The following is a 23,226-nucleotide window of genomic DNA, read 5'->3' on the forward strand; positions in this document are numbered from 1 at the left end:
ATGACATGGACAACCCGGTGAACTACTTCGAGATCGGCACGCCGGACCCCGAGGCGGCGCGCGCGTTCTACGGCGACGTGTTCGGCTGGCAGTTCGGCCCGGCGAGCCCGGCCGGCTACGCCATGGTGAACGAGAACGCCGGCGGCCTGTGGGACACGACGGATGTCGGCGGCGGCCGCTGGGCCGTCTTCTACATCGAGGTCGCCGACATCCACGCGACCCTGGATGCGGCGCAGGCGGCGGGCGCGGGCATCGTTCTGCCGGTCGTCGACAACGGGGCGATCTTCTTCGCCCACCTGAGCGACCCGGCCGGCAACCGGTTCGGCGTCTGGCAGCGCAAGAGGGCCTGACGTGCAGCGGACGGTGGATGACGACATCCACCGTCCGCTCGCCGGTCTGGATCCGTCGCTCTGCGCCGGAATGGCGGCGGAATCGGACCGGCGAAACGGCACGAGCCGCGGCGGCTGTAGGGCGACCTCCCGGAGTCGAGCGCGCTGTCTCCAGACCGTAAGAGACACGGAGGGTCGACGAGAGGAGACTGGATGCATGCCGGTCATCGTCATCGGTGCAGGCCAGGCGGGACTGGCCGTCAGCCGCGAGCTGGGGCTCCGCGGGGTGGATCACGTCGTCCTCGAGCGCTCCCGCGTCGGGCAGGCCTGGCGCGATCGCTGGGACAGCTTCACCCTCGTGACCCCGAACTGGACGCTGAACCTGCCCGGCTCCCCGTACGACGGCGACGACCCCGAGGGTCACGTTCCGCGGGACGAGATCGTCGCCTACCTGGAGCGCTATCGCGACCGCTGGGCCGTGCCGGTGCGGGAGGGCGTCGCGGTCGACCGGCTCTCCGCGGCGACGGATGGCGGGTTCCGGCTCGCGACGTCGGAGGGCGCGGTGGATGCGGACGCCGTCGTGGTGTGCTCCGGCGCCTTCCAGAGGCCCTTCCGTCCATCGGGCGCGGCGTTCCCCGACGGCGTCGCGGTCATCGATGCGCTGAGCTACCGCAACCCGGACTCGGTCGCGGCGGGTCCCGTCCTCGTCATCGGCTGCGGCGAGACGGGCTGCCAGATCGCCGAGGAGCTCCAAGGATCCGGACGCGACGTCTACCTGTCCTGCGGCCGGGCACCGTGGTATCCGCGGCGGCTCGGCGACGCGGACATCGTGACGTGGCTGTACCGCGCCGGGTTCTACGAGCAGCGGCTCGCCGACATCACGCCGGCCATCCGTCTGCTCGCGAACCCGCAGTTCACCGGCGCGGCCGGCGGTCATGACCTGCACTACCGGACGATGCTCGCGCTCGGCGTCACGCTGCTCGGCCGCTTCGCCGGCATGGACGGCACGCGTGCGCACTTCGCGGACGACCTCGCGGCATCGGTCGCGTTCGGGGATGCGCGGTGCGCGGACGCCTTCGCGCTCCTCGAGACGAGGCTGCCCGATGCGGGCTACGACGTCCCGACGCTGCCGGCGATCGAGCCGTTCCCGGACGTGGAGCCGATCACGACGCTCGACCTGTCCGGATTCGGAGCCGTCATCGTCGCGACCGGATTCCGCCCGGACTACGGGTGGATCGACTTCCCCGTGTTCGACGAGGTCGGCTACCCGATCACGGTCGAGGGGGCCGTGCCGGACGTCCCCGGTCTGTACTTCTGCGGCGTGCACTTCATGACGCGACGCCGCTCCGGGTTCCTCTACGGCGTGGGCGAGGATGCCGCATCCGTCGCCGAGGCGATCTCGCTCCGCTCTGCATCGGGTGCGGCCGGCGAACGGACTCGACCATGAGTGCGTCGCGGTCATCGACAACGTGCTCACCATCCCGGTGTCGCGGCTCGGCGAGACGATCGGTTTCCTCCACGACGCCCAGGAGGCCGAACGGGCGGCGGCGATCGTCCTCACGGTCGATCTCGATCTTCCTCTCCTCGGCTGAGGCGCCCACAGCTCCGGCTCGAAGGGCCGGCCGGTGTCAGCCTCGGCGAGCTGTCAACTGAGCTGCTCCCTAGGCGTCGAGACCCGCCGCGAGGATGAGTTCGGTCGCGGCTTCGGGCGCCGCATAGAACGGTGAATGGCCCGTGTCGATGCGATGGACGGTCGATCCCGCGCGCGCGGCGAGCTGCTCCTGCGCGAACACGGGGATCGCGTTGTCCCGTTCGGTGATGAGGTACGTCGACGGGACGGTGTGCCAGGCAGCGGCGGTCAAGGTGTCGGTGAACGCCCGCAGCGACTGGGGCTTCAACCGCGCGACGGCGGCCTCCGCCACGTCGGCGCTGACGTCGTTGAAGAACACGTGGGCGGCCGGATCCTCCTCGGTGCCGGTGGAGACCAGATCGCCATCGATACGCCACCAGCTGGGCGCGACACCGCCGACCGCGCCGAGGAGGGACTCGCCCTCATCGAGTGCGAAGGCGGTCACGTACACGATGTGGCGCACGGACGGCTGGTCCGCAGCGGCGACGGACGCGGGGATCCCGCCGTAGGAGTGCGCGACGACGACGACCGGGCCGTCGATGGCCTCGATCGCCTCGCGGACGACGACGGCGTCGTCGGCGACGCCGCGGGACGTCTTGTCTTCGGCGTGCACGGTCGGCAGATCGACGGTATGGATGGCGCGGCCGCTCGATTCGAGCAGCGGCCGGACGGCGTCCCAGCACCAGGAGCCGTGCCAGGCGCCGTGGACGAGGAGAACAGCAGGCGATGTCGACATGTCGATTTCCTTTTCTCTGTGGACGGATGCGGAGACGATCCGCGGGACGTGCCGGGTATCAGGGGTTCGCGCGTTCCAGGAACCACGCGAGGCTGTCCGGATCCGCAAGCGTGCCGCGCACCGCGTCGAGGTCGAGCGGTCGTCCCATGAACAGCTTCTTCAGCGGCACCTCGATGCGCTTGCCCGCGTGCGTGACGGGGATGTCGGGGCACGCGATGATCTCGTCCGGCACGTGGCGGGCCGAGGTGCGGGTCCTGATGGTCGTGTTGACGCGATCGCGCAGCGCATCGTCGAGGTCGACCCCCGCGGTGAGGCGCACGAAGAGCGGCATCCAGTACCCGCCGTCGGGAGTCTCGATCCCGAGCACGACGGAGTCCGCGATCTCGGGAAGGTCCTGGATCGCCGCGTAGATGTCTCCGCTTCCGAGTCGCACACCCTGCCGGTTGAGGGTCGCGTCGGAGCGGCCGTGCACGATGAATCCGCCCCGCGCGGTCTCCTCGATCCAGTCGCCCTGCGCCCACACGCCGGAAAAGAGGGCGAAGTAGCTCTCGCGGTAGCGGGCGTCGCCCGGATCGTTCCACAGCCGCACGGGCATCGACGGCATCGGCCGCGTGACGACCATCTCGCCGACCTCGCCGACGACGCGGCGACCGGAGGCATCCCACGATTCGACGGCGACGCCGAGGAGCGGGCCCTGGGACTCCCCGAGGTGGACGGGCGAGAGCGGATTGGAGCCCACGAAACCGCTGCAGATGTCGGTGCCTCCGGAGTCCGACCCGAGGTGGACGTCGGCCTTCACCGCCTCGTGCACCCAGCGCCACGTCGACGGGGGCAGCGGAGAGCCGGTGGACAGGATGGAGCGCAGCGTGCGGAGGCACCAGCGCTCGCGGGGCCGCGCGCCGCTCTTCTCGACGAGCGAGAGGTACGCGGCGCCGACGCCGAACATCGTGACGCCGGTGCGCTCGATGACGTCGAACTGGCGTGCGGGATCGCCGAGGGTCGGCGACCCCGCATACGTCACGACCGTCGCACCCGAGGCGAGGTTCGTCGCCAGGGTGTTCCACACCATCCAGGACGTGTTCGCGGCGACGTAGTAGACGTCGCCGGGGCCCATGTCCTGCTGCAGGCCGGTGCCCTTGAGAGCCTCGAGGAGGATGCCGCCGTGGCCGTGCACGATTCCCTTCGGCGTCCCCGTCGTGCCGGACGAGAACAGCACCCACAGCGGATGATCGAACGGCAGTCGGACGAAGGACGGGACTTCATCCATCTGCCCGGACCGCGGTGCGAGGGCGCCGATTCGAGAGCCTGAGAACAGGATGTCGCCATCCGCATCGCCGACGACGAGCAGCGTCTCGACCGTCGGCAGCCGCTCGGCGACCTCGCGCAGTTCATCGCGCCGGTCGAACCGCCTCCCGTTGAAGACGTATCCGGTCGTGCCGATGAGGACGCGCGGTTCCAGCTGCGCGATGCGCGCGACGATGGCGTCGGCGGCGAGGTCGGGCGAGCAGATCGACCACACGGCGCCGATGCTGGCCGTGGCGAGGAGAGCCACGATGGCCTCAGGGATGTTCGGGAGCACGGCGGAGACGCGGTCGCCGGGACGGATCCCGGCATCCGTCAGCTGCGCGGCGACCCTGGCGACCCATGTCGCCAGTTCGCCCCACGTGATGCGGGTGATCTCGTCGTCCTCCGTGATGTCGATGACGGCGGTCTCGTCGCGCCGGGCGGGATCGGATGCGGGGCGGAGGATGTTCTCGGCGAAGTTCACGCGTGCCTCGGGGTACCAGACGGCACCCGGCATCCGCTCCTCCGCAAGCGCTGGGCCGGCGAAGCCGTCGCCCATAACCTCGAAGTGCACACGCACGGCGTCCCAGAATCCGGACGGATCGCCGACCGACCACTCCCACAGCGCGCGATAGTCGCGTGCCCCGATCTGAAGCGGAGCGCCGCGCGTGGCCGCGAAGTCGATGAAGGTGCCCATTCGCGTCGGACGGGCGGGGTCGGGCCGCCACATGATCTCGGTCACCGTTCGCCTCCGAGGCCGAGCAGGCGCACGGCGTTGTCCTTGAGGATGCCCGGGAGCGCCTCCGGCCTCAGAGCCGTCTGCGCGATGTCCGCGAGCCAGCGATCAGGCGTGAGCAGCGGGAAGTCGGTGCCGAACAGCACGCGATCCTTGAGGAGTGTGCCGGCGTACCGGACGAGCTCGGCGGGGAAGTAGGTGGGGCTCCATCCGGAGAGGTCGACCCACACGTTGCTCTTGTGGGTCGCGATCGACAGCGCCTCGTCCTGCCAGGGGACGGACGGATGCGCCATCACGATCTGGAGGTCGGGGAAGTCGGCGGCGACGCCGTCGAGCAGCATCGGGTTCGACAGCGCGAGCCGCAGACCGTGACCGCCCGGTGTGCCCGCTCCGATGCCGGTCTGCCCGGTGTGGAACAGCGCGACCGCGCCGGCACGGCTGATCGCGTCGTACAGCGGGTAGTGGCGGCGGTCGCTCGGATCGAAGCCCTGAAGCGTCGGGTGGAACTTGAAGCCGCGCACGCCGTGCTCCTCGACGAGTCGGGCGGCCTGCTCGGCGACACCGTCCCGCCAGGGGTCGACCGATCCGAACGGGATGAGAACGTCGTTGTTGCGCGCCGCGCCGGCGGCGATCTCCGCGCTGGACAGGGCCGGGTGCCCGAGGTTCGTCGAGGCATCCACCGTGAACACCACCGCGGCCATCCGCCGTTCCCGGTAGTAGGAGGCGATGCCGTCGATGTCGGGCGTGACGCCGTCGGTCTTGAAATAGCGGCTCGCGGCGGCTGCGAGGTCCGCGGGGAGCGACCCGTGCCCGTGCCCGTCCAGTTCGATGTGGACGTGCAGGTCGATCGCCACCAGCTCATCGAGGTCGAGCCGGGGCTCGTAACGGGTCATGTCACAGCTCCGTCTCGAAGGGCCAACCGGTGTACGCCTCGGCGAGGTAGCGGCGGCCCGCCTCGGACTCGGTGACCATGCGCAGCTCGCCGAGCTGACGCCGGCGGTCGAACTCGGAGGCGTCGGGCGCGACGTGGAGCATGCTCGTCATCCACCAGGAGAAGTGCTGGGCCTTCCAGATGCGACGGGATGCGACGTCGGCGTAGGCGTCGAGCGGGCGCTCGTCGTTCTCGAGCAGCAGCGCGCGCAGCGCGCGCTGCAGCAGCACGACATCGGCGATCGCGAGGTTCATCCCCTTGGCGCCCGTAGGCGGCACGGTGTGCGCCGCATCCCCGATCAGGACGACCCGGCCGCGCCGCATCTCGTGCGCGACGTAGCTCCGGAAGCGCAGGATGTCGCGCTGGAAGATCGTCCCCTCGTTGAGCGTCGTCCCCGGTACGCGAGACTGCAGCTCGTCCCAGATCTGCTGCTCGCTCCAGGCATCGGGGGCGGCATCCGGATCGCACTGGAAGTACATGCGCTGCACGGCGTCGCTGCGCTGGCTGATGAGCGCGAAGCCGTTGTCCGAGTTGCTGTAGATGAGGACGTCGTTGCTCGGCGGCGCGTCGCACAGAATGCCGAACCACGCGAACGGGTATTCGCGGAAGTGCCCGCCCATCGGGCTCACGGCCTGCCGCGCGACGCTGTGCGAGCCGTCGGCGCCGACGACGAACTCGGCCTGGATGTCGAGCAGGTCGCCGTCATCGCCGGTGGCGAAGACGTGCGGGCGGGCGGTCTCGGCGCCCTCGACCGAGAGGGCGGTGACACCGAACCGCAGGTCCTGCCCGGCGGCGACGCGCGCCGCGATCAGGTCCTTGAGCACCTCGTGCTGCGGGTAGAGGAACACGGATCGCCCGCACAGCGCGGGGAAGTCGAAGCGATGCCCGCCGCCGTCGAAACGGAGCTCGATACCGTCGTGCCGGTGCGCCTCTTCGCGTACCCGGTCGGAGGCGCCTGACCCGACGAGCAGATCGACGGTGCCCTGCTCGAGGATGCCGGCCCGGATCGTCTGCTCGATCTCCTCGCGGCTGCGCCGGTCGATGACGACCGAGGGGATGCCGGCGGCATCCAGCAGGTGCGAGAGCAGCAGCCCTGCGGGCCCGGCTCCGATGATGGCCACGCGGGTGCGGATCGTGGTGGTCATGGGTCTCCTTCGACGGAGCCCAGCATCCGCCATCCCGCTGCTGGTGCGGCTGCTGATTCCCGTTGAACGGCAATTGGCCGCGGTCGTTGAGCGAGCGAAGCGAGACGAAACGCGGAGACGCAACGCAGGAAGCTGATCCCGTGACGTCGCTGCGTTTCGTCTCGCTTGTTCCTCGCTCGCTCAATGAGCGGCAAGGGGGAGCGCTTCGCTTGCTCAACGGCCGGTGCGGTACAGCGTCGCTCGCTCAGCGACCGGCGGTGGGCTCCTGCCTCAGCGGCGGAAGCCGAGGGCGCGCTCGGTGTCGCGCGCGGCGGAGTGCAGCTCGAAGAGCGGCACCTCCACCTGCGCGTCGCGGGGGAGCACCGCGGAGAGTGCCGCGATCACCGCACCGGTCTCGTCGCGCACGGGAACGGCGACGCCGACCGACACGGCTTCGATGTATCCGGGGGCGATCGCGTGTCCCAGGCGTCGCACTTCGGCGAGCTTGCGGCGCAGGGCCGCCGCATCCACGATCGTCTCCCGGGTGAGGGGATGCAGCGCGCCGGCGAGGATCCGCTCCTGCAGTTCGCGCGTCCCGAAGGCGAGGAGCACGAGGCCCGACGAGGACGCATGCAGCGGCAGGCGACCGGCCACCCGCGTGACGTTGGAGCCGGAGTCGGGGCTGGAGAGCCGCTCGAGGAACAGCGCTTCGTCCTGCTCGAGGATCGCCAGCTGCGTGTGCTCGCGGATCCGGCCCTGCACGCGCTCCATGTAGGGCATCGCCGCCTGCCTCAGGCGGAGCGCGTGCGACGAGCGGGTCGCGAGCTCCCACAGACGCATGCCGATGCGGATGCGGCGATCCTCGTCTCGTTCGAGCAGTCCGGTCTCGACGAGCTCGCCCACGAGCCGGTGCGCGGTCGAGGTGGGAAGCCCTGCGCGGCGCCCGATCTCCGCGGCCGTCTGCACAGTGCGCGTCGGTGTGAACGTCTCGAGCACGCGGAGCAGACGGTCGGTCACCGAGTCGCCGGACGGGGAGTTCGCCATGCCTCCAGGATGCCAGCATCCCGACGTGATTCCCATTGGATGGGAATCCGCATCCATCGCCCGCGCCGACGACGCACGATGGGGCGACACGTCGAAGGAGACCGATGGACCGCGCAGCCCCGCCCGAATCCCTGCTCGCGGCGCCCGATCAGGCGCCGCAGGCGCAGATCACGCAGGAGATCCGCGACCTCCACGCCGCCTACGACGAGCGCGAGATCGCGGGCGAGGTCCTGCCCCGGACGATGCACGACTTCCCGCCGTACCGTTCCAGCATCCTGCGGCACCCGACGAAGAACCCGAAGCTCGTCGACCCGGAGACGATCGAGCTGCTGTCGCCGGCGTTCGGACAGCGCGACGTCGCCGCGATCGAGTCCGACCTGACGCTCCAGCACGCCGGCGAGCCGCTCGGCGAGCGCATCACGGTGCGCGGACGCCTCCTCGACTCGCGGGGGAAGCCCGTCGCGAGCCAGCTGATCGAGATCTGGCAGGCGAACTCCGCGGGTCGCTACATCCATCAGCGCGACCAGCATCCCGCCCCGCTCGACCCGAACTTCACCGGCGCCGGGCGTGCGATCACGAACGATCTGGGCGAGTACCTCTTCACCACGATCAAGCCGGGCCCATACCCCTGGAAGAACCACGCGAACGCGTGGCGGCCCGCGCACATCCACTTCTCCGTCTTCGGGCGTTCGTTCACGCAGCGGATCGTGACGCAGATGTACTTCCCGGGCGACCCGCTGTTCGCGCTCGACCCGATCTACAACTCGATCCGGCGGCAGCGCGACCGTGACAACCTCGTCGCGACGTACGACCACGACCTCACGGTCCCGGAGTTCTCGATGGGCTACCGGTGGGACATCGTGCTCGACGGGCCGGATGCCACGTGGGCGGAGGCCGAGCTCTGATGCTGGATCCCACCGCAGGCCAGACCGTCGGTCCGTTCTTCGCCTACGGCACCGCGTACCCGAAGATGCACGAGGTCGTGCACCCCTTCAGCCCTGGTGCCGTGCTGCTGGCAGGAACCGTCTACGACGGCGACGGCAACCCGATCCCCGACGCCATGATCGAGATCTGGGGAGCGGATGCCGACGGGCACGTGTCGCGCGCCCGCGGCGCGTTCCGCCGCGACGACCACACCTTCACCGGGTTCGGCCGCTCGTTCACGACGGATGAGGGCCGCTACGAGTTCTGGACGCGCGAGCCCGGGGGCGAGGCATCCTTCTTCGCCGCCATCGTGTACGCGCGGGGCCTGCCGGACAAGCTGCACACGCGGATCTATCTGCCCGGCGCGACCGACGCGTTCCTGTCGTCATTGGCGGAAGACGAGCGCGCTACGCTCATCGCGACCCGCCGACCGGACGGGAGCCTGCACCACGACATCCGCCTGCAGGGCGAGAACGAGACGGTGTTCCTTGTCTTCTGACGACGGCTACGGCTACATGGAGGAGCGGCTGCTCTCGCCGGTGACCTACGGTGTCGCCGAAGCATCCGATCGCTCCGTCGCCCGTGCGATGGTCGAGGCCGAGATCGGGCTGCTGCGGGCGTTCGTCGCGGCAGGCGTGGCGCCGGAATCGGTGGGCGAAGCCGCGTTCGCGATGATCCGGGAGCCCTGGTTCGACCTCGACGTCCGCGCCCTGGCGCGAGATGCTGTCGCCGACGGCAACCCCGTCATCCCGTTGATCCCGCTTGTGCGCGCACGGGTCGCGCAGATCGATCCGGATGCCGCGGCCTGGGTCCACCGCGGGGCGACGAGCCAGGACATCCTCGACACGGCCCTCATGCTCGTGGGAAGGCAGGTCTCGGACCGCCTCCAGGATCACCTTCGCGCTGCCGAGGGGGCCCTGATGGCGCTCGCGCAGCGACACCGCGACGACCCCGCCGCCGCGCGGACGCTCACGCAGCACGCCGTTCCCACCACGCTCGGCCTGCGAGCCGCCACCTGGATGCGCGGACTCGGGGATGCGCGACGCCGTCTTTCAGAGGTGGCGGACCGCCTGCCGGCGCAGCTCGGCGGCGCGGGCGGCACGCTCGCCGCGTTCGTCGAGCTGTTCGGCGAGTCCGTCGCCGCTGAACTGCCGGCTCGCTTCGCCGAGGTGCTGAACCTGCGGGCGCCCGAGGGGCCCTGGCACACCGACCGCCGGCCGATCACCGAACTCGGTGACGCCCTCGCCGCCCTCGTCGCCGCGGTCGGCGTGTTCGCGACGGATGTGGCGCAGCTCGCCCGCACCGAGGTGGGGGAGGCGTCGGTCGCGGCGGGTGGCGGATCGAGCGCCATGCCGCAGAAGCAGAACCCCGTCGACGCCGTGCTGATCCGGTCGGCCGCGATGCGTGCGCCGGGGCTCGCCGCCCAGCTGCACCTCGCGGCCGGGCTCGCCGTCGATGAGCGGCCCGACGGCGCGTGGCATGCAGAATGGCCCGCGCTGCAGGAGCTCATGCAGCTCGCGCTGGGCGCGTGCGCACACGCGGCGACGCTGGCGGCGGGGCTCACCCTGAACGCCGACAGGGCGCGAGCGAACCTCGGTCTCAGTCACGGACTCATCGTGAGCGAACGGCTCGCGATCGTGCTCGTCCCGGTGATCGGGCGCGCGCGATTCGACGAGCTCATCGTCGCGGCATCCACCGGGGCTGACCTTGCTGCCCTGCTCCGCGCCCTCCCCGAGGCGGCCGATCTCGACGTGGATGCCCTGCTCGACCCCGGGCAGTACACGGGGGTGGCGGGCCGCCTGGTCGATCAGGCGATCCGCCGCGCCATGCAGGACGGGATCCGGCCATGAGGCCGTCGGCGCCCGCCCTGGCCGGGACCGAGGCATCCGCGATTCAGGACATTCGACGGCTCGCCGCCATATCCGGGTCCGCGCGCGACATGTCCTGCATCGTGGCGGCGGTGGTCGGATGACGCGGCCGTCGCTCGCCCTCACCGAGCCCGTCGGCCCCGCCGACGCTCCGCTCGTCGTCCTCGGCCCGTCGCTCGGCACCTCCACGATCCTGTGGGAGGACGTCGTCCCCGCGCTCGCGGCCGACCACCGCGTCGTCGCGTGGGATCTGCCCGGGCACGGGGCATCCGCCCCCGCGGTCGAGCCGTTCTCGGTCGCCGACCTCGCCGACGCCGTCGCCTCGGCGATCGGCGACGAGCGCTTCTCGTACGCCGGGGTCTCCCTCGGCGGTGCCGTCGGGCTCGAACTGATGCTCCGCCATCCCGAGCGCATCGATCGTGCCGCGATCGTGTGCTCGGGGGCGGTCATCGCGACCCCGGAGAGCTGGCGGGACCGCGCCGCACAGGTGCGCGCGCAGTCGACGTCGCCGCTCATCGTGGGCTCGGCGCAGCGCTGGTTCGCGCCCGGGTCGATCACCGCGCATCCCGAGCTCACCGGACGGCTGCTCCACGCGCTGCAGGACGCCGACGACGAGAGCTATGCGCGATGCTGCGAGGCGCTCGCCGCGTACGACGTGCGCGACCGGCTCGGCGAGATCGCGGCGCGGGTGCTCGCGGTGTGGGGGGCGCACGACGCCGTGACGACCGAGGCGTCCGCCGTCGAGGTCGCCTCCGGCGTGCGGAGCGGACGAGCCGTCGGGATCCCGGATGCCTCGCACCTGGCACCCGTCGACGACCCGGCCGCCGTCACGCGGCTGCTGCGCACGTTCTTCACCGAAGGGGGCAGGGTATGAGCCTGACCGACGACGACCGCTTCGAGCAGGGGATGGCCGTGCGGCGCGAGGTGCTGGGAGGCGAGCACGTCGACCGCGCGATCGCGAACACGACCGAGTTCACCGCCGACTTCCAGGACTTCATCACGCGCGTCGCGTGGGGCGATGTCTGGTCGCGCCCGGGCCTCGACCGCCGTTCGCGCTCGATCGCGGTCCTCTCGAGCCTCATCGCGCTCGGGCACGAGGAGGAGTTCGCGATGCATGTGCGCGCGGCTCTGCGCAACGGGCTGACGATCGACGAGATCCGCGAGGTCATCCTGCAGTCCGCGGTGTACGCGGGGGTCCCCGCCGCGAACACGGCGTTCCGCATCGCGAACCGCGTGCTGGAGGAATCGTGATCGACAAGACGGTGATGGATGCGGCGTCCGCGGTCGCCGGGATCCCCGATGGCGCGACCGTGATGATCGGCGGCTTCGGCCGTGCGGGGCAGCCGGTGGAGCTCATCGACGCGCTCATCACACAGGGTGCGACGGACCTGGTGATCGTCAACAACAACGCGGGCAACGGCGACACGGGGCTCGCGGCTCTGCTGGCCGCCGGACGCGTGCGGAAGATCGTGTGCTCGTTCCCGCGGCAGTCGGACTCGTGGGTCTTCGACGACCTGTACCGCTCGGGCCGTATCGAGCTGGAGCTGGTTCCGCAGGGCAACCTCGCCGAGCGGATCCGGGCCGCGGGCGCGGGGATCGGGGCGTTCTTCTCGCCGACCGGCGTCGGCACGTCACTGGCCGACGGCAAGGAGAACCGGATCATCGACGGGCGCGAGTACGTGCTGGAGTACCCGATCAAGGCGGACTACGCGCTCATCTCCGCGCTGCGCGGCGACCGCTGGGGGAACCTCGTCTACCGGGAGACCGCGCGGAACTTCGGTCCGATCATGGCGACGGCCGCCGCGATCACGGTCGTGCAGGTGGACGAGATCGTGCCGGTCGGCTCGCTCGACCCGGAGACGGTCGTGACCCCGGGGATCTTCGTCGACCGCGTCGTCGCCGTCGGGTCGCGCTCGTGGCTGCGGGACGGCGAGTTCGTCGGCGGCGTCGATCTCGAAGGCCGACCGGTGGATGCGGGGGTGCCGGCATGACCCGGATCTCGCGCGAGCAGCTCGCCGCGCGCATCGCGGCGGACATCCCCGAGGGCTCGTACGTCAACCTCGGCATCGGCGCGCCGACGCTCGTCGCCGACTTCCTCCCGGACGGGCGGGAGGTCATCCTGCACACGGAGAACGGGATGCTGGGAATGGGCGCTGCCCCAGGCGCCGGCGACGTCGACCCCGACCTCATCAACGCGGGCAAGCAGGCGGTCACGGCTCTCCCCGGCGCCGCGTACTTCCATCACGCCGACTCGTTCGGCATGATGCGCGGCGGACACCTCGACGTCTGCGTTCTCGGCGCGTTCCAGGTCTCGCAGGCCGGCGACCTCGCGAACTGGTCCACGGGCGCGCCGGACGCCATCCCCGCGGTCGGCGGCGCGATGGATCTCGCGATCGGCGCGAAACAGGTCTTCGTCATGACCGATCTGCTGACCCGGTCGGGGGAGTCGAAGCTCGTGGCATCCTGCACCTATCCGCTGACGGGGGTCGGATGCGTCACGCGCGTCTACACGGACCACGCCGTCTTCGATGTCTCCGCGGACGGATTCGCCGTCCGGGAGACGTTCGGGGCGACGGTGGAGGAGCTCGAACGACTCACGGGCCTCACCTTCAATGCCGGCCGTTGAGCGAGGAGCGGTCGAGATCGGGTCGTCGCGTTTCGTCTCGGTCGTTCCTCCCTCGCTCAACGACCCGCAGTAGCTGCCGCCGGTCGTTGAGCGAGCGAAGCGAGTCGAAACGCAGAGTCGAAAACGCACAACAGACGGGAACACATCCATGACCGCATCCTTCGTCTACGACGCCGTCCGCACTCCGTTCGGGCGTGCCGGCGGAGCGCTCTCCGGCGTGCGTCCTGACGATCTCGCCGCCGTCGTCATGCGGTCGATCGTGGAGCGCACGAGTCTCGATCCGGCGCGCATCGACGACGTGATCTTCGGCGACGCGAACCAGGCGGGCGAGGACAACCGCAACGTCGCGCGGATGAGCGCGCTGCTCGCCGGATTCCCGACGACGGTGACCGGAGCGACGGTCAACCGGCTCTGCGCCTCGTCCCTCGAAGCCGTCATCCAGGGGTCGCGCGCCGTCGAGGCGGGCGACGCCGACATCGTCCTCGCAGGCGGGGTCGAGTCGATGAGCCGCGCACCGTTCATCGTGGAGAAGTCTGCGAAGGGGTGGCCCGCCGTCGGCAACCAGACGATGTGGAACACGTCGATCGGGTGGCGGATGGTGAACCCGAAGCTGCCGAAGCACTGGACGATCTCGAACGGCGAATCGGCGGAGAAGATCGCCCGCGAGTGGGGCATCACGCGGGATGCCCAGGACGAGTTCGCGGTCCGCTCGCACACACTCGCCGCGCGCGCCTGGGCGGACGGCATCTATGAGGCGGAGACCGTTCAGGTCCCCGGGGCGGAGCTGTCGCGGGACGAGGGCATCCGCGACGATACGTCGGTCGAGAAGCTCGCCGGTCTGAGGGCGCTGTTCGCGGATGACGGCGCGGGGTCCGTCACGGCGGGCAACTCGTCGCCGATCAACGACGGGGCATCCGCCGTTCTCATCGGTGCCGAGGGGGCGGTGGATGCGGAGCCCCTCGCCCGCATCGCGTCCCGCGCCGTTCATGGCGTCGACCCGGACGTCTTTCCGATCGCGCCGATCGAGGCGGCGAACAAGGCGCTCGCCCGCGCCGGCCGGACGTGGGCGGATGTCGATCTCGTCGAACTCAATGAGGCCTTTGCGTCCCAGTCGCTCGCGTGCCTCGCCGGCTGGCCCGACCTCGACCCGGCGAAGCTCAACATCCATGGCGGGGCGCTCGCGATCGGGCACCCGCTCGGTGCGTCCGGCGGCCGCATCGTCGGTCACGCCGCCCACGAGCTCGCCCGTCGTGGCGGCGGCGTCGCGGTCGCCGCGATCTGCATCGGGGTCGGACAGGGTCTCGCGGTCGTCCTCGAGCGCTGACGCACAGGCCGTCCCGGCCACCCCGGTCCCCGAGTTTGTCGAGGGGTCGCACTCGTGCCGTTCCTGGTCCCCGAGCTTGTCGAGGGGTTGCACTCATGCCGTTCGCACGTCGCCGATCGCACTCGTGCCGATCGCGCCGCCGATCGCCCGTCGGGCCGCTACGCTCCTTGCGATGACCACGCGAACGATCGGCGCCCCGGCCGCAGACATCCCCCGCGCGGATCCGCGCATCGCGACCACCCTGTCGCTGCGTGAGCGGCCGTTCGACTGGGTGTTCATCGTGGTGTTCTCGCTGTTCACCGTGACGAGCATGATCAGCGACATGCTGCCGACTCTCGGCATCCACTTCTCGAGTCCGTCGCCGAACTTCTTCGTGAACTCGAACTGGTGGTACGCGCACGACACCGACCCCCTGTTCATGGAGCCGCCGGTGTGGATGCGTCTCGTGACCGGGCTGTCCGCGTTCGTCTATCCGGTGTTCTACGTCACGCTCGTGATCTCGATCGTGAAGGGCTGGAACTGGATCCAGCTCCCCTCCGTGATCTACGCGACGATGATCTCGACGATCACCGGCATCGTCGTGTTCGGCGTGGAGTTCTTCGGCGAGCCGCAGTGGGTGACGCCGAATCCGGCGAAGTTCCTGGCGTTCAACCTGCCCTACGTGCTGCTGCCGATCCTGCTGCTCGTGCGGATGCGTCGCCCGCTGCCCTTCGCGCGCCGGTTCTGAACGAGGCGCCCGGACACACGCGAGCCTTAAGAGAGGACGCGCGCGGCCATCGACGTCGCCGTCCGGCGGGGCACGAAGCGCGTGAGGACGGCCAGCGTCTTGTTGGAGGCGCCCGACACCATGCTGCCCTTACGGCCGCCGTCGAGCGCCTTGAAGGTCGCGGCGATCACCTGGTCGGCGGTCTGCGACCCCGACTCGCTCATCCGCTCGGCGTGGAGTCCCGAGACCTGCCGGAACTCGGTCGCGGTCGCGCCGGGGCAGACGGCCAGCACCTGCACCCCGCTGTGGCGCACCTCGTACGACAGCGCCTCGGTGAAGGACAGCACGAACGCCTTCGTCGCGGCGTAGACCGCCATCCCCGGGCACGGCTGGAACGCCCCCGTGCTCGAGATGTTGACGACGACGCCGCTGCGCGCGGTCACCATCGCAGGCAGGAACTCGCGGGTCAGGGCGACGAGCGCGTTGACGTTGAGGTCGATCATCTCGGCCGTGCGCTCCGCATCCGCGTCGATGAAGTCGTCGTGCATGCCGAAGCCGGCGTTGTTCACGAGCGCATGGATGCGGATGCCGCGGGCATCCGTCTCGGCCTTGAGGGCGGACGCCGCGCCGGGCGCGGCGAGGTCGGCGGAGATGACGGTCGCGGTCACGCGGAACTCGGATCCGAGCCGGTCTGCGAGTTCGCGGAGGCGATCCTCGCGGCGGGCGACGAGCACGACATCGGCGCCGCGGCGTGCGAACTCGGTGGCGTACGCGATGCCGAGGCCGGAACTCGCCCCGGTGACGAGGGCCGTCGTGCCCTTCAGCTGCAGTGTCATGTGCACACGGTAGCCCCCGTTGTCCGCGACGCGCCCCGCGCCGGAACAGGAGTTCCGATGAATGCAGGACGAGTCCGAAGCGGTCGATCCTGCACCCGCCGAACCTCCTGTTCCCGGACGCGCCGGCCGGTCGCGGCGGCGCCAGGCTGTATCAGCGCCCGGGACCCGCTCCTCCTTCAGAGCGAGGACGCACGAACGGAGGTGCATCATGACGACGCTGTCGATCCACCGCGGCCCCAGGCGCGGAGCGTCTCAGACGGAGTGGTCCAGCAGAGGCACAGCGGCGCCGCCGAAGCCGACACCGACGCCCACGCCGGCACCGCAGGCTTCCGAGCCGACGAGCGCGGTCGGGCAGCCGACGGACAACCGGGAGAAGATGCTCCTGTGGATGACGCTCATCATCGGCGTGCTCGTGATCGCTCTGGCGAGCATCGTCGCCGCCGTGGTGCTCATCCTGCAGAACAAGGCCGACCTCGCCTCGGGCGCGTGGCCCATCGCAACGGCGGCCGTCGCGGGGATCGTGGGTCTCTTCGCGAAGAGCCCCACGTCGAGCTGACTCAGGTGAGGCGGTAGGCGCGGTAGCGCACGGCGTCCGCGTCGCGGGCGCAGGATGCCACGAACAGCGACCGTTCGAGGTGCCGCAGCCGCGGAGCCGACGTCTCGATCGCGACTGTCGTGCGGAAGTAGTACTCCGACGGGTCGACCGATTCGCCGCGACCGAGCGCAGCGAGCACGTCGGGTGACGCGGTGCGGATGCCGGTCACCTGCAGGGAGAAGAGCTCGCCGTCCGTCGTACGACCGGAGTAGCGACCGTCGATCGAGATCGTCCCGTCGGCGCCGATCGTCTGCCAGTCCCCGCCGCCGGGCAGGATCTCGGCATCGAGCCCGCCCGAGACCGCGCCGCCGAGGATCGGGACCACCCGCCTGTGACCTGCGCGCGTGACCCCGTGATCCTGCGGGGCGCCGAGCCGCACGACGACGTCGAAAGCGGGTTCGAGAGTCGGGACGGGGAGAGTCATTTCGTGCTCCGATTCAGGACGAGCGCATCGCGCAGTGCTTCGAGGGCCGGGACGGCAGCTGCCAGTGCGGCTGCATCGGCGGGGGGGAGGGATGCGGCGGCCTCCGCCACGATCGCGGCGGAGGCGGCGTCGAACCGGTCGAAGAACCCGAGCGCCTCGGGCGTCGCCACGACCTCGACGCGGCGCCCGTCGGCGTCGCTCTTGCGTCGGGCGATGAGCCCGGCGGCCTCCATCGCGGCGAGCAGGTTGCTGAGGGTCGGGCGGCGCAGGCCGAGCCGGTCGGCGAGCTCGCCCGGCGATGCCACGGTCCCGCGCGGAAGAGCGCGGATGACCTCGATCTGCGCGTCCGGGATGTCGGGCAGGCCCTCGCGCTCGCGCGCCGCGGTGAGCAGCGCGCGGCGCAGCGGCGACACGACGGCGGCCAGGCGCGCCGCATCCACGCCCGTACCATCCGCTCCCGCAGTGCCCCGGGCCGCCGCATCCACCGTGCGCGTCACGCGCCCTCCCGCGCGTTGAGCGACGCGCGCTCGTTCAGCGAGGCCGGGTCGAAGCCGGCCGCCTTCTTGTATGCGGTCGCCACCTCGACGAGCTCATCGGCGGGGATGACGTCGTGGATATCGGCGAAGCCCTCGGGCGCCCGCTCGTGTGCGAGCAGCATGACGCGCTCCGGGCCCGTGGCCCGCGTGCTTGCGAGGAGCGCCGACATCGCGGGGCGCCGGTCCTCGTCATACGCCGCGAGGGCCTCCTCCACCGTCGCCGAGGTCGCGAGTCGGTAGGCGAGCGTGCGTCCGTCGATGATCGCCTGCGAGGCGCCGTTCGATCCGTTCGGGTACATCGCGTGGGCGGCGTCGCCGAGGAGGGTCGTCCGCCCGAAGCTCCATTGCGGCAGCGCGTTGCGGTCGACCATCGGGTACTCGAGGATCTCGTCGGCGTTCGCGATGACGGCCGGCACGTCGAGCCAGTCGAAGGTCCAGTCCCGGAACAGCTCCTCGATCGGGGCGGGGTCGACGGACCGGTTCCAGTCGACGTCCGGGGAGCCCGAGCCCCGGCGCTCGGCGATGAAGTTCACGCGCGCACGGCCGTCGGCATCCGGCGCCGACAGGGGGTACGCGACGAACTTCTGGTCGCCGTCGCCCGCCATGATCATCGTGCATCCGTCGAGGTACGCGGGCACGACCGCGGTTCCGCGCCAGAGGGTCAGGCCGCTCCACACGGGCTCGCCGTCGTGCGGGTAGCGGAGGCGGCGGAGGGCGGAGTGGATGCCGTCGGCCCCCACGATCACATCGGCATCGACGTCCACAGGCCCCGCCGCGGTGTCGAACCGGGCGGTGTTCGTGAGCCCGTCGACGGCGACGAGGGTGTGGCCGAGGGCGACGATGTCGCCGAGGCGCTCGCGCACGGCGTCGAGGAGCGCGAGCTGCAGCCGCCCGCGGTGCACCGACATCTGCGGCCAGCGGTAGCCGGCTTCGAGTCCGCGCGGCTCGCTCCAGATCGGCTGCCCGAAGCGGTTGAAGTAGGCGAGGGTCGTCGGCGGCACGCCGAGTGCGGCGATGCGACCGTCGAGCCCGAGCTCGGTGAGCTCCCGCATCGCGTGGGGGAGCAGGTTGATGCCCACGCCGAGCCCGCGCACCTCGCTTGCGCGCTCGAAGATCCGGATGTCGCGGAACCCCGCGGCCTCCAGGCTCAGGGCTGCGGCGAGGCCGCCGATTCCGGCTCCGACGATGACGATGCGCATGACTCTCCTTCGAGCAGTTATGCACATAGTTTTGTGAATGAACTACTTCCTGTCAAGCGCAGATCATGCGGTCAGCGGCACCGTCTCGCCGAGCTGCGGGGATCGGATGCGCCAGCCGAGGTCGTGCGCGACGAGCAGGCGCAGGGCGTCGGCGCCCTCCGGCTCGGCGTGCGTGACGAACGTCTGCCGCGGCGCGGCGGGGGCGCGCCGCATCCAATCGACGATCTGGTCCGCATCCGCGTGTGCGGACATCATCTCGAGAGAGTCGACCTCGGCGTTGATCGGCACGTCCTCGCCGAAGATCCGCAGCGTCCGCTCGCCGTGCTGCAGACGCGCTCCGCGCGTGCCGCCGGACTGGTATCCCGTCAGCACGATCGCGTTCTTCGGGTCCGGTCCGAACGCCTGCACGTGGTGCAGCACGCGCCCGCCCTCGATCATGCCGCTCGCCGAGATGATGATCATCGGGCCCTTGCGGGCGTTCAGCGCCTTCGACTCGTCGACGCTGTGCACGAGGTGCGCGAGCCGGTACATCGCGGCGAAGTCATCGCGGCTGAGGCGGTGCTCCTCGGGATGCTGCGCGTAGATCTCTGACGCATCCACCGCCATCGGGCTGTTGAGGTAGATCGGCACGTCGGGGATCTGCCCCGCGCCGTGCAAGCGGGAGAGGTGCAGCAGGATGGTCTCCGCCCGGCCGATCGCGAATGCCGGTATGACGACGACACCGCCCCGCCCGCACACGCGGCGGACGATCTCGCCGAGGGCGGCGGTCGCATCGACGTGCGGATGGATGCGGTCCCCGTACGTCGCCTCGGTCACCAGCACGTCGGTCGCCTCGAGGCCGCGCGGCGGACGCATGAGCGGGTCGTCGGGCCGTCCGAGATCCCCCGTGAAGTGGAGCCGGACGCCGTCGACCTCGATGCGCAGCTGCGAGGCGCCGAGGATATGGCCGGCCGGGACGAACGTGACGCGCACATCGCCGACCGTGAACGCCTCGTCGAACTCGTGCTTCGTGAACCGCGCGATCGCGTCCTGCGCGTCCTCCTCCGTGTACAGCGGCTGCGGGACCTCGTGCTTGGAGGTGCCGTGGCGGGCGTGGTGCTCGGCCTCCTCCTCCTGCAGGCGCCCGCTGTCGGCGAGGACGAGCCCGGCGAGAGCCGTGGTCCCGCTCGTGGCATGGATGCGGCCCCCGAACCCCTGCTTGACGAGCGCAGGCAGATACCCGGTGTGGTCGAGATGCGCATGCGTGACGATCGCCGCGTCGATGCTCGAGGCATCCACAGGGAACGGCTGCCGGTTGCGATCGCGCAGGGCGCGGAAGCCCTGGTACAGCCCGCAGTCGACCGCGACGCGAGTGGTCGCGGTCTCGATGAGGTAGCGCGACCCGGTGACGGTGTCCGTCGCGCCGAGGAAACGCAGCGAAGGGGTGCTCATGCTCTCACCCTGGCACCGCGCGCAGATGCTGTGGGGTGGACCTCAGCGCGACTTCTTCGGCGCGGACGAGACGTCGATCGGGTCCTGTGCGCCGAGCGAGGACCACTGGCTCTCGGTGCCCTTCTCGGCGTGGAGGGATGCGCGCACCGCACGCTCGTCGGCCCACTCGTTGAGGACGTGCCCGGCGTGGCCGCGGACGTGCTCGAGCACGGCAGGCGGGAGCCCGTCGTCGATGCGCGCCTGCCGGGCGTCGATCAGCTGCTCGAGGATCTCGCGGTTCTTGACCGGAGAACCGGATGCGGTCTTCCAGCCGCGGCGGGCGTGCCCCAGCATCCACTTCTCGTACGTGTCGATCGCGTACCGCGAGTCGGCCTGGATCACGAGGTTCTGCACGTTCCCGTGGTCGCGCAGCGCATACAGCAGGGCGAGGAGCTCGCCGATGTTGTTGGTGCCGGAGCGGAGGGATCCCGCGGCCCACTGGCCGTCTTCACCGACCCATGCCCATCCCGTCGGCCCCGGGTTGCCCTTGCAGGCGCCGTCCGTCGCGACGGTGTAGCTGTCGCCGCTCCTGCTGTCAGTCACCCATCCATCCTGCCGGATGCGCGCTGCCGTGCCCGCCGCGGCGATGGCCCGCGGCCGCGGCGAGACGACGGTCAGTCGACGGGAGCCGCGACCGCGGTCTCCGCGATCGGCGTCGCGAGGGTGGTGCGCAGCGCGGCGCGGTCGCTCTCGTCGAAGCCGATCTCATCGAGGTAGGCGTCGATCGAGCCGTGGCGCTCCTCGAGCTCGGCGAGGATGCCGCGGATCGCGCTCTCCGGGCTGCGGAAGGCGAGTTCCTCCGCGGGGCCGGGCTCGATCGTCCAGCCGTAGACCTGCGCGCGCACCCGGAACCTGTCGGCCCATTCTCCGGCGAGGAAGCCTTCGCTCTGCGCGTAGTCCGCGGCGATCTCGTCGCGCGTGGCGCCGGCGACGGTGAGCGCGAGGGCGACGACGACGCCGGTGCGGTCCTTGCCCGCGGTGCAGTGCACGAGCGATGCACCCGGCGCGCCGGCCACCGCACGCAGGGCGGCGGCGATCGTGTCACCGCTGCGGGATGTCATGATGCCGTACACCGTCGCGAGTCCGAACGCGGACGGGTCGAGCGACGCGTAGTCGGCGGCGGAGCCGGTGAAGATCGGCACCGTCAGCCCATCCATCGCGGAGCCGGCGATGTCGTCGGGGTGGGCGGCGACCTCCTCGGCCGACCGCAGATCGACCACCGTGGTGACGCCGAGCGAGACGAGCTCGGCGCGGCCGATGTCACCGAGCGCGTCGATCGCGTCGGAGCGGAACAGGCGGCCGGGCGCGAGGATCGCGACGTCGACGGTGGCGCCGGCGGGCCGGAAGTTCCAGGTGCCGGGAATCGGGATGCGGGTGCTGTCGGTCATGCGGGTCCTCTCACGTGATCCGCCCATCCTCTCAGGCGGGTCTGACACACTGGAGAACGTGTTCACCGTTTCTGCGCAGCCCATCGGGCAGAGGGAGGGCGTCGGCGGCATCTTCGCCGGCATGAGATGACCCTGCTCCGCAGCGCACCACCTTCCGTGGTGCGCAGCGGCCGCATGCATCCATCTCGCTTCGCCCCGCGTCGGGGCACACGCAGAAACAGGTCATCCACCATGCACGCCCTCACCGAGAAGCAGCTCCGCTCCTCCTTCGTCAACGCCTCGCAGCGCGAGCGGACGGTCATGTCCCTTCCCGCCCTCGACGGCCTCGAATGGGATTCGCTCGACTACCTGGGCTGGCGCGACGCCAAGCTCGCCGGAGTCGGGTACGTCGTCGTCGAGCTCGACGGGCGGCCCGTCGGCATCCAGCTCCGCCGCGCCGAGTCCAAGCCGAACTCGCGCGCGCAGTGCTCGTGGTGCGAGGACGTCACCCTCCCGAACGACGTCGTCTTCTACAGCGCGAAGCGCGCGGGGAAGTCCGGCCGCAACGGCAACACCGTCGGCACCCTCGTGTGCGAGGCGTTCGAGTGTCAGGTGAACGCGCGGCGCACGCCGCCGCCCGCCTACCTCGGCTACGACGTCGAGGCCGCGCGGCGGCGCCGCATCGAGGCGATGCGCGTCAACGTCGCGAACTTCGTGCGCGACATCCGCGACAGCGACTGACCCGTACGCCCCACTCCGCCGGTCGTTGAACGAGCGCCGGGCGATGTCAGCGGATGGCGGCGGGCTTGACCTTCACCGGACCGAGCCACAGCACGGTCAGCACCGCGGTGATGGACCCCGCCGCCATGATCGAGGCGAGCACGACGAGCTGGAAGCGTCCGGCGTCCAGCGGGGAGATGCCGCCGAAGATCGCACCGACGAACGCGCCCGGGAGCACCACAAGCCCCGTCGTCTTGGTCTGGTCGATCGTCGGGACGAGGGCTTCGCGCACGGCGCGCCGCGCCTGTTCCAGCGTGGACTGGCGCGGCACGGCGCCGAGCGCGAGCCATCCCTCGACCTCGTCCCACCGGTCGACGACGCCGGAGACGAAGTGGCGCCCCGTGAGCGTCGCGATCGACATGGAGTTGCCGATGATGATCGCGCCGATGGCGAGCGCGTAGCGCGGCGTCAGCTCGAGCGCGCCGGTCGCGAAGACGATCGTGCAGGCGGTGAGGATGCCGGCGGCCATCGAGGATGCCGTCATCCCGGCGGTCCGCCACGTCCAGCCGATGCGGCGCGCGGCGACGGTCGACGCGACGGAGAACATCACGACGAGCGCGAGGGCGATCCACAGCGCGCTCGTGATGATCCCGGTGAGGATGACGCTCAGGATCGCGAGCTGGATGGCACCGCGCAGGATGGCGGTGGCCGGTGACCACGCGGCCCGCACACGGAAGGCGAGCAGCACGCCGACCGTCACGGCGGCGAGCACCACGACCCCGACCACCGAGGGGAAGAGGGCCGGGAGGTTCGGCAT

Annotated in this window: 27 protein-coding genes; 14 read left to right on the forward strand and 13 right to left on the reverse strand. The window is 70.8% G+C overall.

Features of this window, described 5'->3' with window-relative positions; translation table 11 throughout:
* Nucleotides 1-5: 5 nt before the first annotated feature.
* The 3 genes from QSV35_RS03935 (at nucleotide 6) to QSV35_RS03945 (ending at nucleotide 1,921) form a co-directional block, all read left to right on the forward strand.
* Nucleotides 6-350 carry a VOC family protein gene (locus QSV35_RS03935; RefSeq protein ID WP_286286917.1) on the forward strand — a complete coding sequence of 115 codons (345 nt, stop codon included), beginning with the start codon at nucleotides 6-8 and terminating at the stop codon, nucleotides 348-350.
* Nucleotides 351-546: 196 nt separating this feature from the next.
* A complete protein-coding gene (locus tag QSV35_RS03940; protein ID WP_286286919.1) occupies nucleotides 547-1,776 on the forward strand; it encodes an NAD(P)-binding domain-containing protein in 1,230 nt (409 codons plus the stop codon).
* Nucleotides 1,777-1,798: 22 nt separating this feature from the next.
* Nucleotides 1,799-1,921 carry a hypothetical protein gene (locus QSV35_RS03945; protein WP_286286921.1) on the forward strand — a complete coding sequence of 41 codons (123 nt, stop codon included), beginning with the start codon at nucleotides 1,799-1,801 and terminating at the stop codon, nucleotides 1,919-1,921.
* 69 nt (nucleotides 1,922-1,990) lie between these two features.
* Here QSV35_RS03945 and QSV35_RS03950 read toward each other — a convergent pair whose 3' ends face one another.
* From QSV35_RS03950 to QSV35_RS03970, 5 genes are all read right to left on the reverse strand, one after another.
* Nucleotides 1,991-2,695: an alpha/beta fold hydrolase gene (locus QSV35_RS03950; protein WP_286286923.1), complete on the reverse strand. Its 705-nt coding sequence runs from the start codon at nucleotides 2,693-2,695 to the stop codon at nucleotides 1,991-1,993.
* A gap of 58 nt (nucleotides 2,696-2,753) precedes the next feature.
* The gene (locus tag QSV35_RS03955; RefSeq protein WP_286286925.1) at nucleotides 2,754-4,721 is read right to left on the reverse strand and encodes an acetoacetate--CoA ligase; all 1,968 of its coding nucleotides are present in this window, start codon (nucleotides 4,719-4,721) and stop codon (nucleotides 2,754-2,756) included.
* Nucleotides 4,718-5,608 (reverse strand): amidohydrolase family protein, encoded by an 891-nt coding sequence (locus QSV35_RS03960; RefSeq protein ID WP_286286927.1) that lies wholly within the window; start codon nucleotides 5,606-5,608, stop codon nucleotides 4,718-4,720. The genes QSV35_RS03955 and QSV35_RS03960 overlap by 4 nt, the downstream gene beginning before the upstream one ends.
* A gap of 1 nt (nucleotide 5,609) precedes the next feature.
* Nucleotides 5,610-6,791: a 4-hydroxybenzoate 3-monooxygenase gene (locus tag QSV35_RS03965; RefSeq protein WP_286286930.1), complete on the reverse strand. Its 1,182-nt coding sequence runs from the start codon at nucleotides 6,789-6,791 to the stop codon at nucleotides 5,610-5,612.
* Nucleotides 6,792-7,061: 270 nt separating this feature from the next.
* Entirely contained in the window at nucleotides 7,062-7,814 is a 753-nt protein-coding gene (locus QSV35_RS03970) for an IclR family transcriptional regulator (protein WP_286286931.1), read from the reverse strand.
* Nucleotides 7,815-7,918: 104 nt separating this feature from the next.
* Here QSV35_RS03970 and pcaH point away from each other — a divergent pair, with 104 nt between their 5' ends.
* The 9 genes from pcaH to QSV35_RS04015 all read left to right on the forward strand — a co-directional run bounded on the left by pcaH (nucleotide 7,919) and on the right by QSV35_RS04015 (nucleotide 15,283).
* On the forward strand, nucleotides 7,919-8,719 hold the full coding sequence (gene pcaH, locus QSV35_RS03975) for a protocatechuate 3,4-dioxygenase subunit beta (protein WP_286286933.1): 801 nt from the start codon (nucleotides 7,919-7,921) through the stop codon (nucleotides 8,717-8,719).
* Entirely contained in the window at nucleotides 8,719-9,237 is a 519-nt protein-coding gene (pcaG, locus tag QSV35_RS03980) for a protocatechuate 3,4-dioxygenase subunit alpha (protein ID WP_286286935.1), read from the forward strand. Before pcaH ends, pcaG begins: the two co-directional genes overlap by 1 nt.
* A complete protein-coding gene (locus tag QSV35_RS03985) occupies nucleotides 9,227-10,588 on the forward strand; it encodes a lyase family protein (protein ID WP_286286937.1) in 1,362 nt (453 codons plus the stop codon). Before pcaG ends, QSV35_RS03985 begins: the two co-directional genes overlap by 11 nt.
* A gap of 118 nt (nucleotides 10,589-10,706) precedes the next feature.
* Nucleotides 10,707-11,480 (forward strand): alpha/beta fold hydrolase, encoded by a 774-nt coding sequence (locus tag QSV35_RS03990; RefSeq protein ID WP_286286938.1) that lies wholly within the window; start codon nucleotides 10,707-10,709, stop codon nucleotides 11,478-11,480.
* A complete protein-coding gene (pcaC, locus tag QSV35_RS03995) occupies nucleotides 11,477-11,857 on the forward strand; it encodes a 4-carboxymuconolactone decarboxylase (RefSeq protein ID WP_286286942.1) in 381 nt (126 codons plus the stop codon). Before QSV35_RS03990 ends, pcaC begins: the two co-directional genes overlap by 4 nt.
* Nucleotides 11,854-12,597 carry a 3-oxoacid CoA-transferase subunit A gene (locus QSV35_RS04000; protein ID WP_286286944.1) on the forward strand — a complete coding sequence of 248 codons (744 nt, stop codon included), beginning with the start codon at nucleotides 11,854-11,856 and terminating at the stop codon, nucleotides 12,595-12,597. Before pcaC ends, QSV35_RS04000 begins: the two co-directional genes overlap by 4 nt.
* Nucleotides 12,594-13,232, forward strand: a complete 639-nt coding sequence (locus QSV35_RS04005) for a 3-oxoacid CoA-transferase subunit B (RefSeq protein WP_286286946.1) — start codon at nucleotides 12,594-12,596, stop codon at nucleotides 13,230-13,232. Before QSV35_RS04000 ends, QSV35_RS04005 begins: the two co-directional genes overlap by 4 nt.
* Nucleotides 13,233-13,380: 148 nt before the next feature.
* Entirely contained in the window at nucleotides 13,381-14,556 is a 1,176-nt protein-coding gene (locus QSV35_RS04010) for a thiolase family protein (protein WP_286286948.1), read from the forward strand.
* A gap of 172 nt (nucleotides 14,557-14,728) precedes the next feature.
* Complete coding sequence (locus tag QSV35_RS04015) at nucleotides 14,729-15,283, forward strand: EXPERA domain-containing protein (RefSeq protein WP_286286950.1); 555 nt, start codon at nucleotides 14,729-14,731, stop codon at nucleotides 15,281-15,283.
* A gap of 26 nt (nucleotides 15,284-15,309) precedes the next feature.
* On the opposite strand, the gene QSV35_RS04020 is transcribed toward QSV35_RS04015, so the two are convergent.
* On the reverse strand, nucleotides 15,310-16,098 hold the full coding sequence (locus tag QSV35_RS04020; RefSeq protein WP_286286952.1) for an SDR family NAD(P)-dependent oxidoreductase: 789 nt from the start codon (nucleotides 16,096-16,098) through the stop codon (nucleotides 15,310-15,312).
* A 208-nt stretch (nucleotides 16,099-16,306) separates the two neighbouring features.
* Between QSV35_RS04020 and QSV35_RS04025 the strand changes: the two genes are divergently transcribed.
* Nucleotides 16,307-16,654: a hypothetical protein gene (locus QSV35_RS04025; protein ID WP_286286954.1), complete on the forward strand. Its 348-nt coding sequence runs from the start codon at nucleotides 16,307-16,309 to the stop codon at nucleotides 16,652-16,654.
* A 1-nt stretch (nucleotide 16,655) separates the two neighbouring features.
* Here QSV35_RS04025 and QSV35_RS04030 read toward each other — a convergent pair whose 3' ends face one another.
* The 6 genes from QSV35_RS04030 to QSV35_RS04055 all read right to left on the reverse strand — a co-directional run bounded on the left by QSV35_RS04030 (nucleotide 16,656) and on the right by QSV35_RS04055 (nucleotide 21,710).
* Nucleotides 16,656-17,117, reverse strand: coding sequence for a DUF3237 domain-containing protein (locus QSV35_RS04030; protein WP_286286955.1), 462 nt, complete (start codon nucleotides 17,115-17,117; stop codon nucleotides 16,656-16,658).
* Entirely contained in the window at nucleotides 17,114-17,614 is a 501-nt protein-coding gene (locus tag QSV35_RS04035) for a MarR family winged helix-turn-helix transcriptional regulator (RefSeq protein ID WP_286286956.1), read from the reverse strand. Before QSV35_RS04035 ends, QSV35_RS04030 begins: the two co-directional genes overlap by 4 nt.
* Nucleotides 17,611-18,852 (reverse strand): flavin-dependent oxidoreductase, encoded by a 1,242-nt coding sequence (locus tag QSV35_RS04040; RefSeq protein WP_286286958.1) that lies wholly within the window; start codon nucleotides 18,850-18,852, stop codon nucleotides 17,611-17,613. The genes QSV35_RS04035 and QSV35_RS04040 overlap by 4 nt, the downstream gene beginning before the upstream one ends.
* A gap of 63 nt (nucleotides 18,853-18,915) precedes the next feature.
* Entirely contained in the window at nucleotides 18,916-20,283 is a 1,368-nt protein-coding gene (locus QSV35_RS04045) for an MBL fold metallo-hydrolase (RefSeq protein ID WP_286286960.1), read from the reverse strand.
* Nucleotides 20,284-20,325: 42 nt separating this feature from the next.
* Complete coding sequence (locus QSV35_RS04050; RefSeq protein ID WP_286286962.1) at nucleotides 20,326-20,865, reverse strand: ribonuclease H family protein; 540 nt, start codon at nucleotides 20,863-20,865, stop codon at nucleotides 20,326-20,328.
* A gap of 71 nt (nucleotides 20,866-20,936) precedes the next feature.
* Nucleotides 20,937-21,710: a tyrosine-protein phosphatase gene (locus tag QSV35_RS04055; protein ID WP_286286964.1), complete on the reverse strand. Its 774-nt coding sequence runs from the start codon at nucleotides 21,708-21,710 to the stop codon at nucleotides 20,937-20,939.
* Nucleotides 21,711-21,941: 231 nt separating this feature from the next.
* Between QSV35_RS04055 and QSV35_RS04060 the strand changes: the two genes are divergently transcribed.
* The gene (locus QSV35_RS04060) at nucleotides 21,942-22,430 is read left to right on the forward strand and encodes an FBP domain-containing protein (protein WP_286286966.1); all 489 of its coding nucleotides are present in this window, start codon (nucleotides 21,942-21,944) and stop codon (nucleotides 22,428-22,430) included.
* A gap of 46 nt (nucleotides 22,431-22,476) precedes the next feature.
* Here the strand turns inward: QSV35_RS04060 and QSV35_RS04065 are convergent, their stop codons facing one another.
* Complete coding sequence (locus tag QSV35_RS04065) at nucleotides 22,477-23,226, reverse strand: ABC transporter permease (RefSeq protein WP_286286968.1); 750 nt, start codon at nucleotides 23,224-23,226, stop codon at nucleotides 22,477-22,479.

Origin of the sequence: Microbacterium candidum, from assembly GCF_030315975.1 — a bacterium.
Taxonomy (GTDB): domain Bacteria; phylum Actinomycetota; class Actinomycetes; order Actinomycetales; family Microbacteriaceae; genus Microbacterium; species Microbacterium candidum.

What these genes read in the sequence shown, in the direction of transcription:
- QSV35_RS04015 (WP_286286950.1), top strand. Translation starts at nt 14,729, where the DNA reads ATGACCACGCGAACGATCGGCGCCCCGGCCGCAGACATCCCCCGCGCG.
- QSV35_RS03970 (WP_286286931.1), bottom strand. Translation starts at nt 7,814, where the DNA reads ATGGCGAACTCCCCGTCCGGCGACTCGGTGACCGACCGTCTGCTCCGC.
- QSV35_RS03940 (WP_286286919.1), top strand. Translation starts at nt 547, where the DNA reads ATGCCGGTCATCGTCATCGGTGCAGGCCAGGCGGGACTGGCCGTCAGC.
- QSV35_RS04025 (WP_286286954.1), top strand. Translation starts at nt 16,307, where the DNA reads ATGACGACGCTGTCGATCCACCGCGGCCCCAGGCGCGGAGCGTCTCAG.
- pcaC (WP_286286942.1), top strand. Translation starts at nt 11,477, where the DNA reads ATGAGCCTGACCGACGACGACCGCTTCGAGCAGGGGATGGCCGTGCGG.
- QSV35_RS03960 (WP_286286927.1), bottom strand. Translation starts at nt 5,608, where the DNA reads ATGACCCGTTACGAGCCCCGGCTCGACCTCGATGAGCTGGTGGCGATC.
- pcaG (WP_286286935.1), top strand. Translation starts at nt 8,719, where the DNA reads ATGCTGGATCCCACCGCAGGCCAGACCGTCGGTCCGTTCTTCGCCTAC.
- QSV35_RS04065 (WP_286286968.1), bottom strand. Translation starts at nt 23,226, where the DNA reads ATGCCGAACCTCCCGGCCCTCTTCCCCTCGGTGGTCGGGGTCGTGGTG.
- QSV35_RS04020 (WP_286286952.1), bottom strand. Translation starts at nt 16,098, where the DNA reads ATGACACTGCAGCTGAAGGGCACGACGGCCCTCGTCACCGGGGCGAGT.
- QSV35_RS03935 (WP_286286917.1), top strand. Translation starts at nt 6, where the DNA reads ATGGACAACCCGGTGAACTACTTCGAGATCGGCACGCCGGACCCCGAG.
- QSV35_RS04045 (WP_286286960.1), bottom strand. Translation starts at nt 20,283, where the DNA reads ATGAGCACCCCTTCGCTGCGTTTCCTCGGCGCGACGGACACCGTCACC.
- QSV35_RS03990 (WP_286286938.1), top strand. Translation starts at nt 10,707, where the DNA reads ATGACGCGGCCGTCGCTCGCCCTCACCGAGCCCGTCGGCCCCGCCGAC.
- QSV35_RS04060 (WP_286286966.1), top strand. Translation starts at nt 21,942, where the DNA reads ATGCACGCCCTCACCGAGAAGCAGCTCCGCTCCTCCTTCGTCAACGCC.
- QSV35_RS03950 (WP_286286923.1), bottom strand. Translation starts at nt 2,695, where the DNA reads ATGTCGACATCGCCTGCTGTTCTCCTCGTCCACGGCGCCTGGCACGGC.
- QSV35_RS04055 (WP_286286964.1), bottom strand. Translation starts at nt 21,710, where the DNA reads ATGACCGACAGCACCCGCATCCCGATTCCCGGCACCTGGAACTTCCGG.
- QSV35_RS04040 (WP_286286958.1), bottom strand. Translation starts at nt 18,852, where the DNA reads ATGCGCATCGTCATCGTCGGAGCCGGAATCGGCGGCCTCGCCGCAGCC.
- QSV35_RS03965 (WP_286286930.1), bottom strand. Translation starts at nt 6,791, where the DNA reads ATGACCACCACGATCCGCACCCGCGTGGCCATCATCGGAGCCGGGCCC.
- QSV35_RS04030 (WP_286286955.1), bottom strand. Translation starts at nt 17,117, where the DNA reads ATGACTCTCCCCGTCCCGACTCTCGAACCCGCTTTCGACGTCGTCGTG.
- QSV35_RS04010 (WP_286286948.1), top strand. Translation starts at nt 13,381, where the DNA reads ATGACCGCATCCTTCGTCTACGACGCCGTCCGCACTCCGTTCGGGCGT.
- QSV35_RS04005 (WP_286286946.1), top strand. Translation starts at nt 12,594, where the DNA reads ATGACCCGGATCTCGCGCGAGCAGCTCGCCGCGCGCATCGCGGCGGAC.
- pcaH (WP_286286933.1), top strand. Translation starts at nt 7,919, where the DNA reads ATGGACCGCGCAGCCCCGCCCGAATCCCTGCTCGCGGCGCCCGATCAG.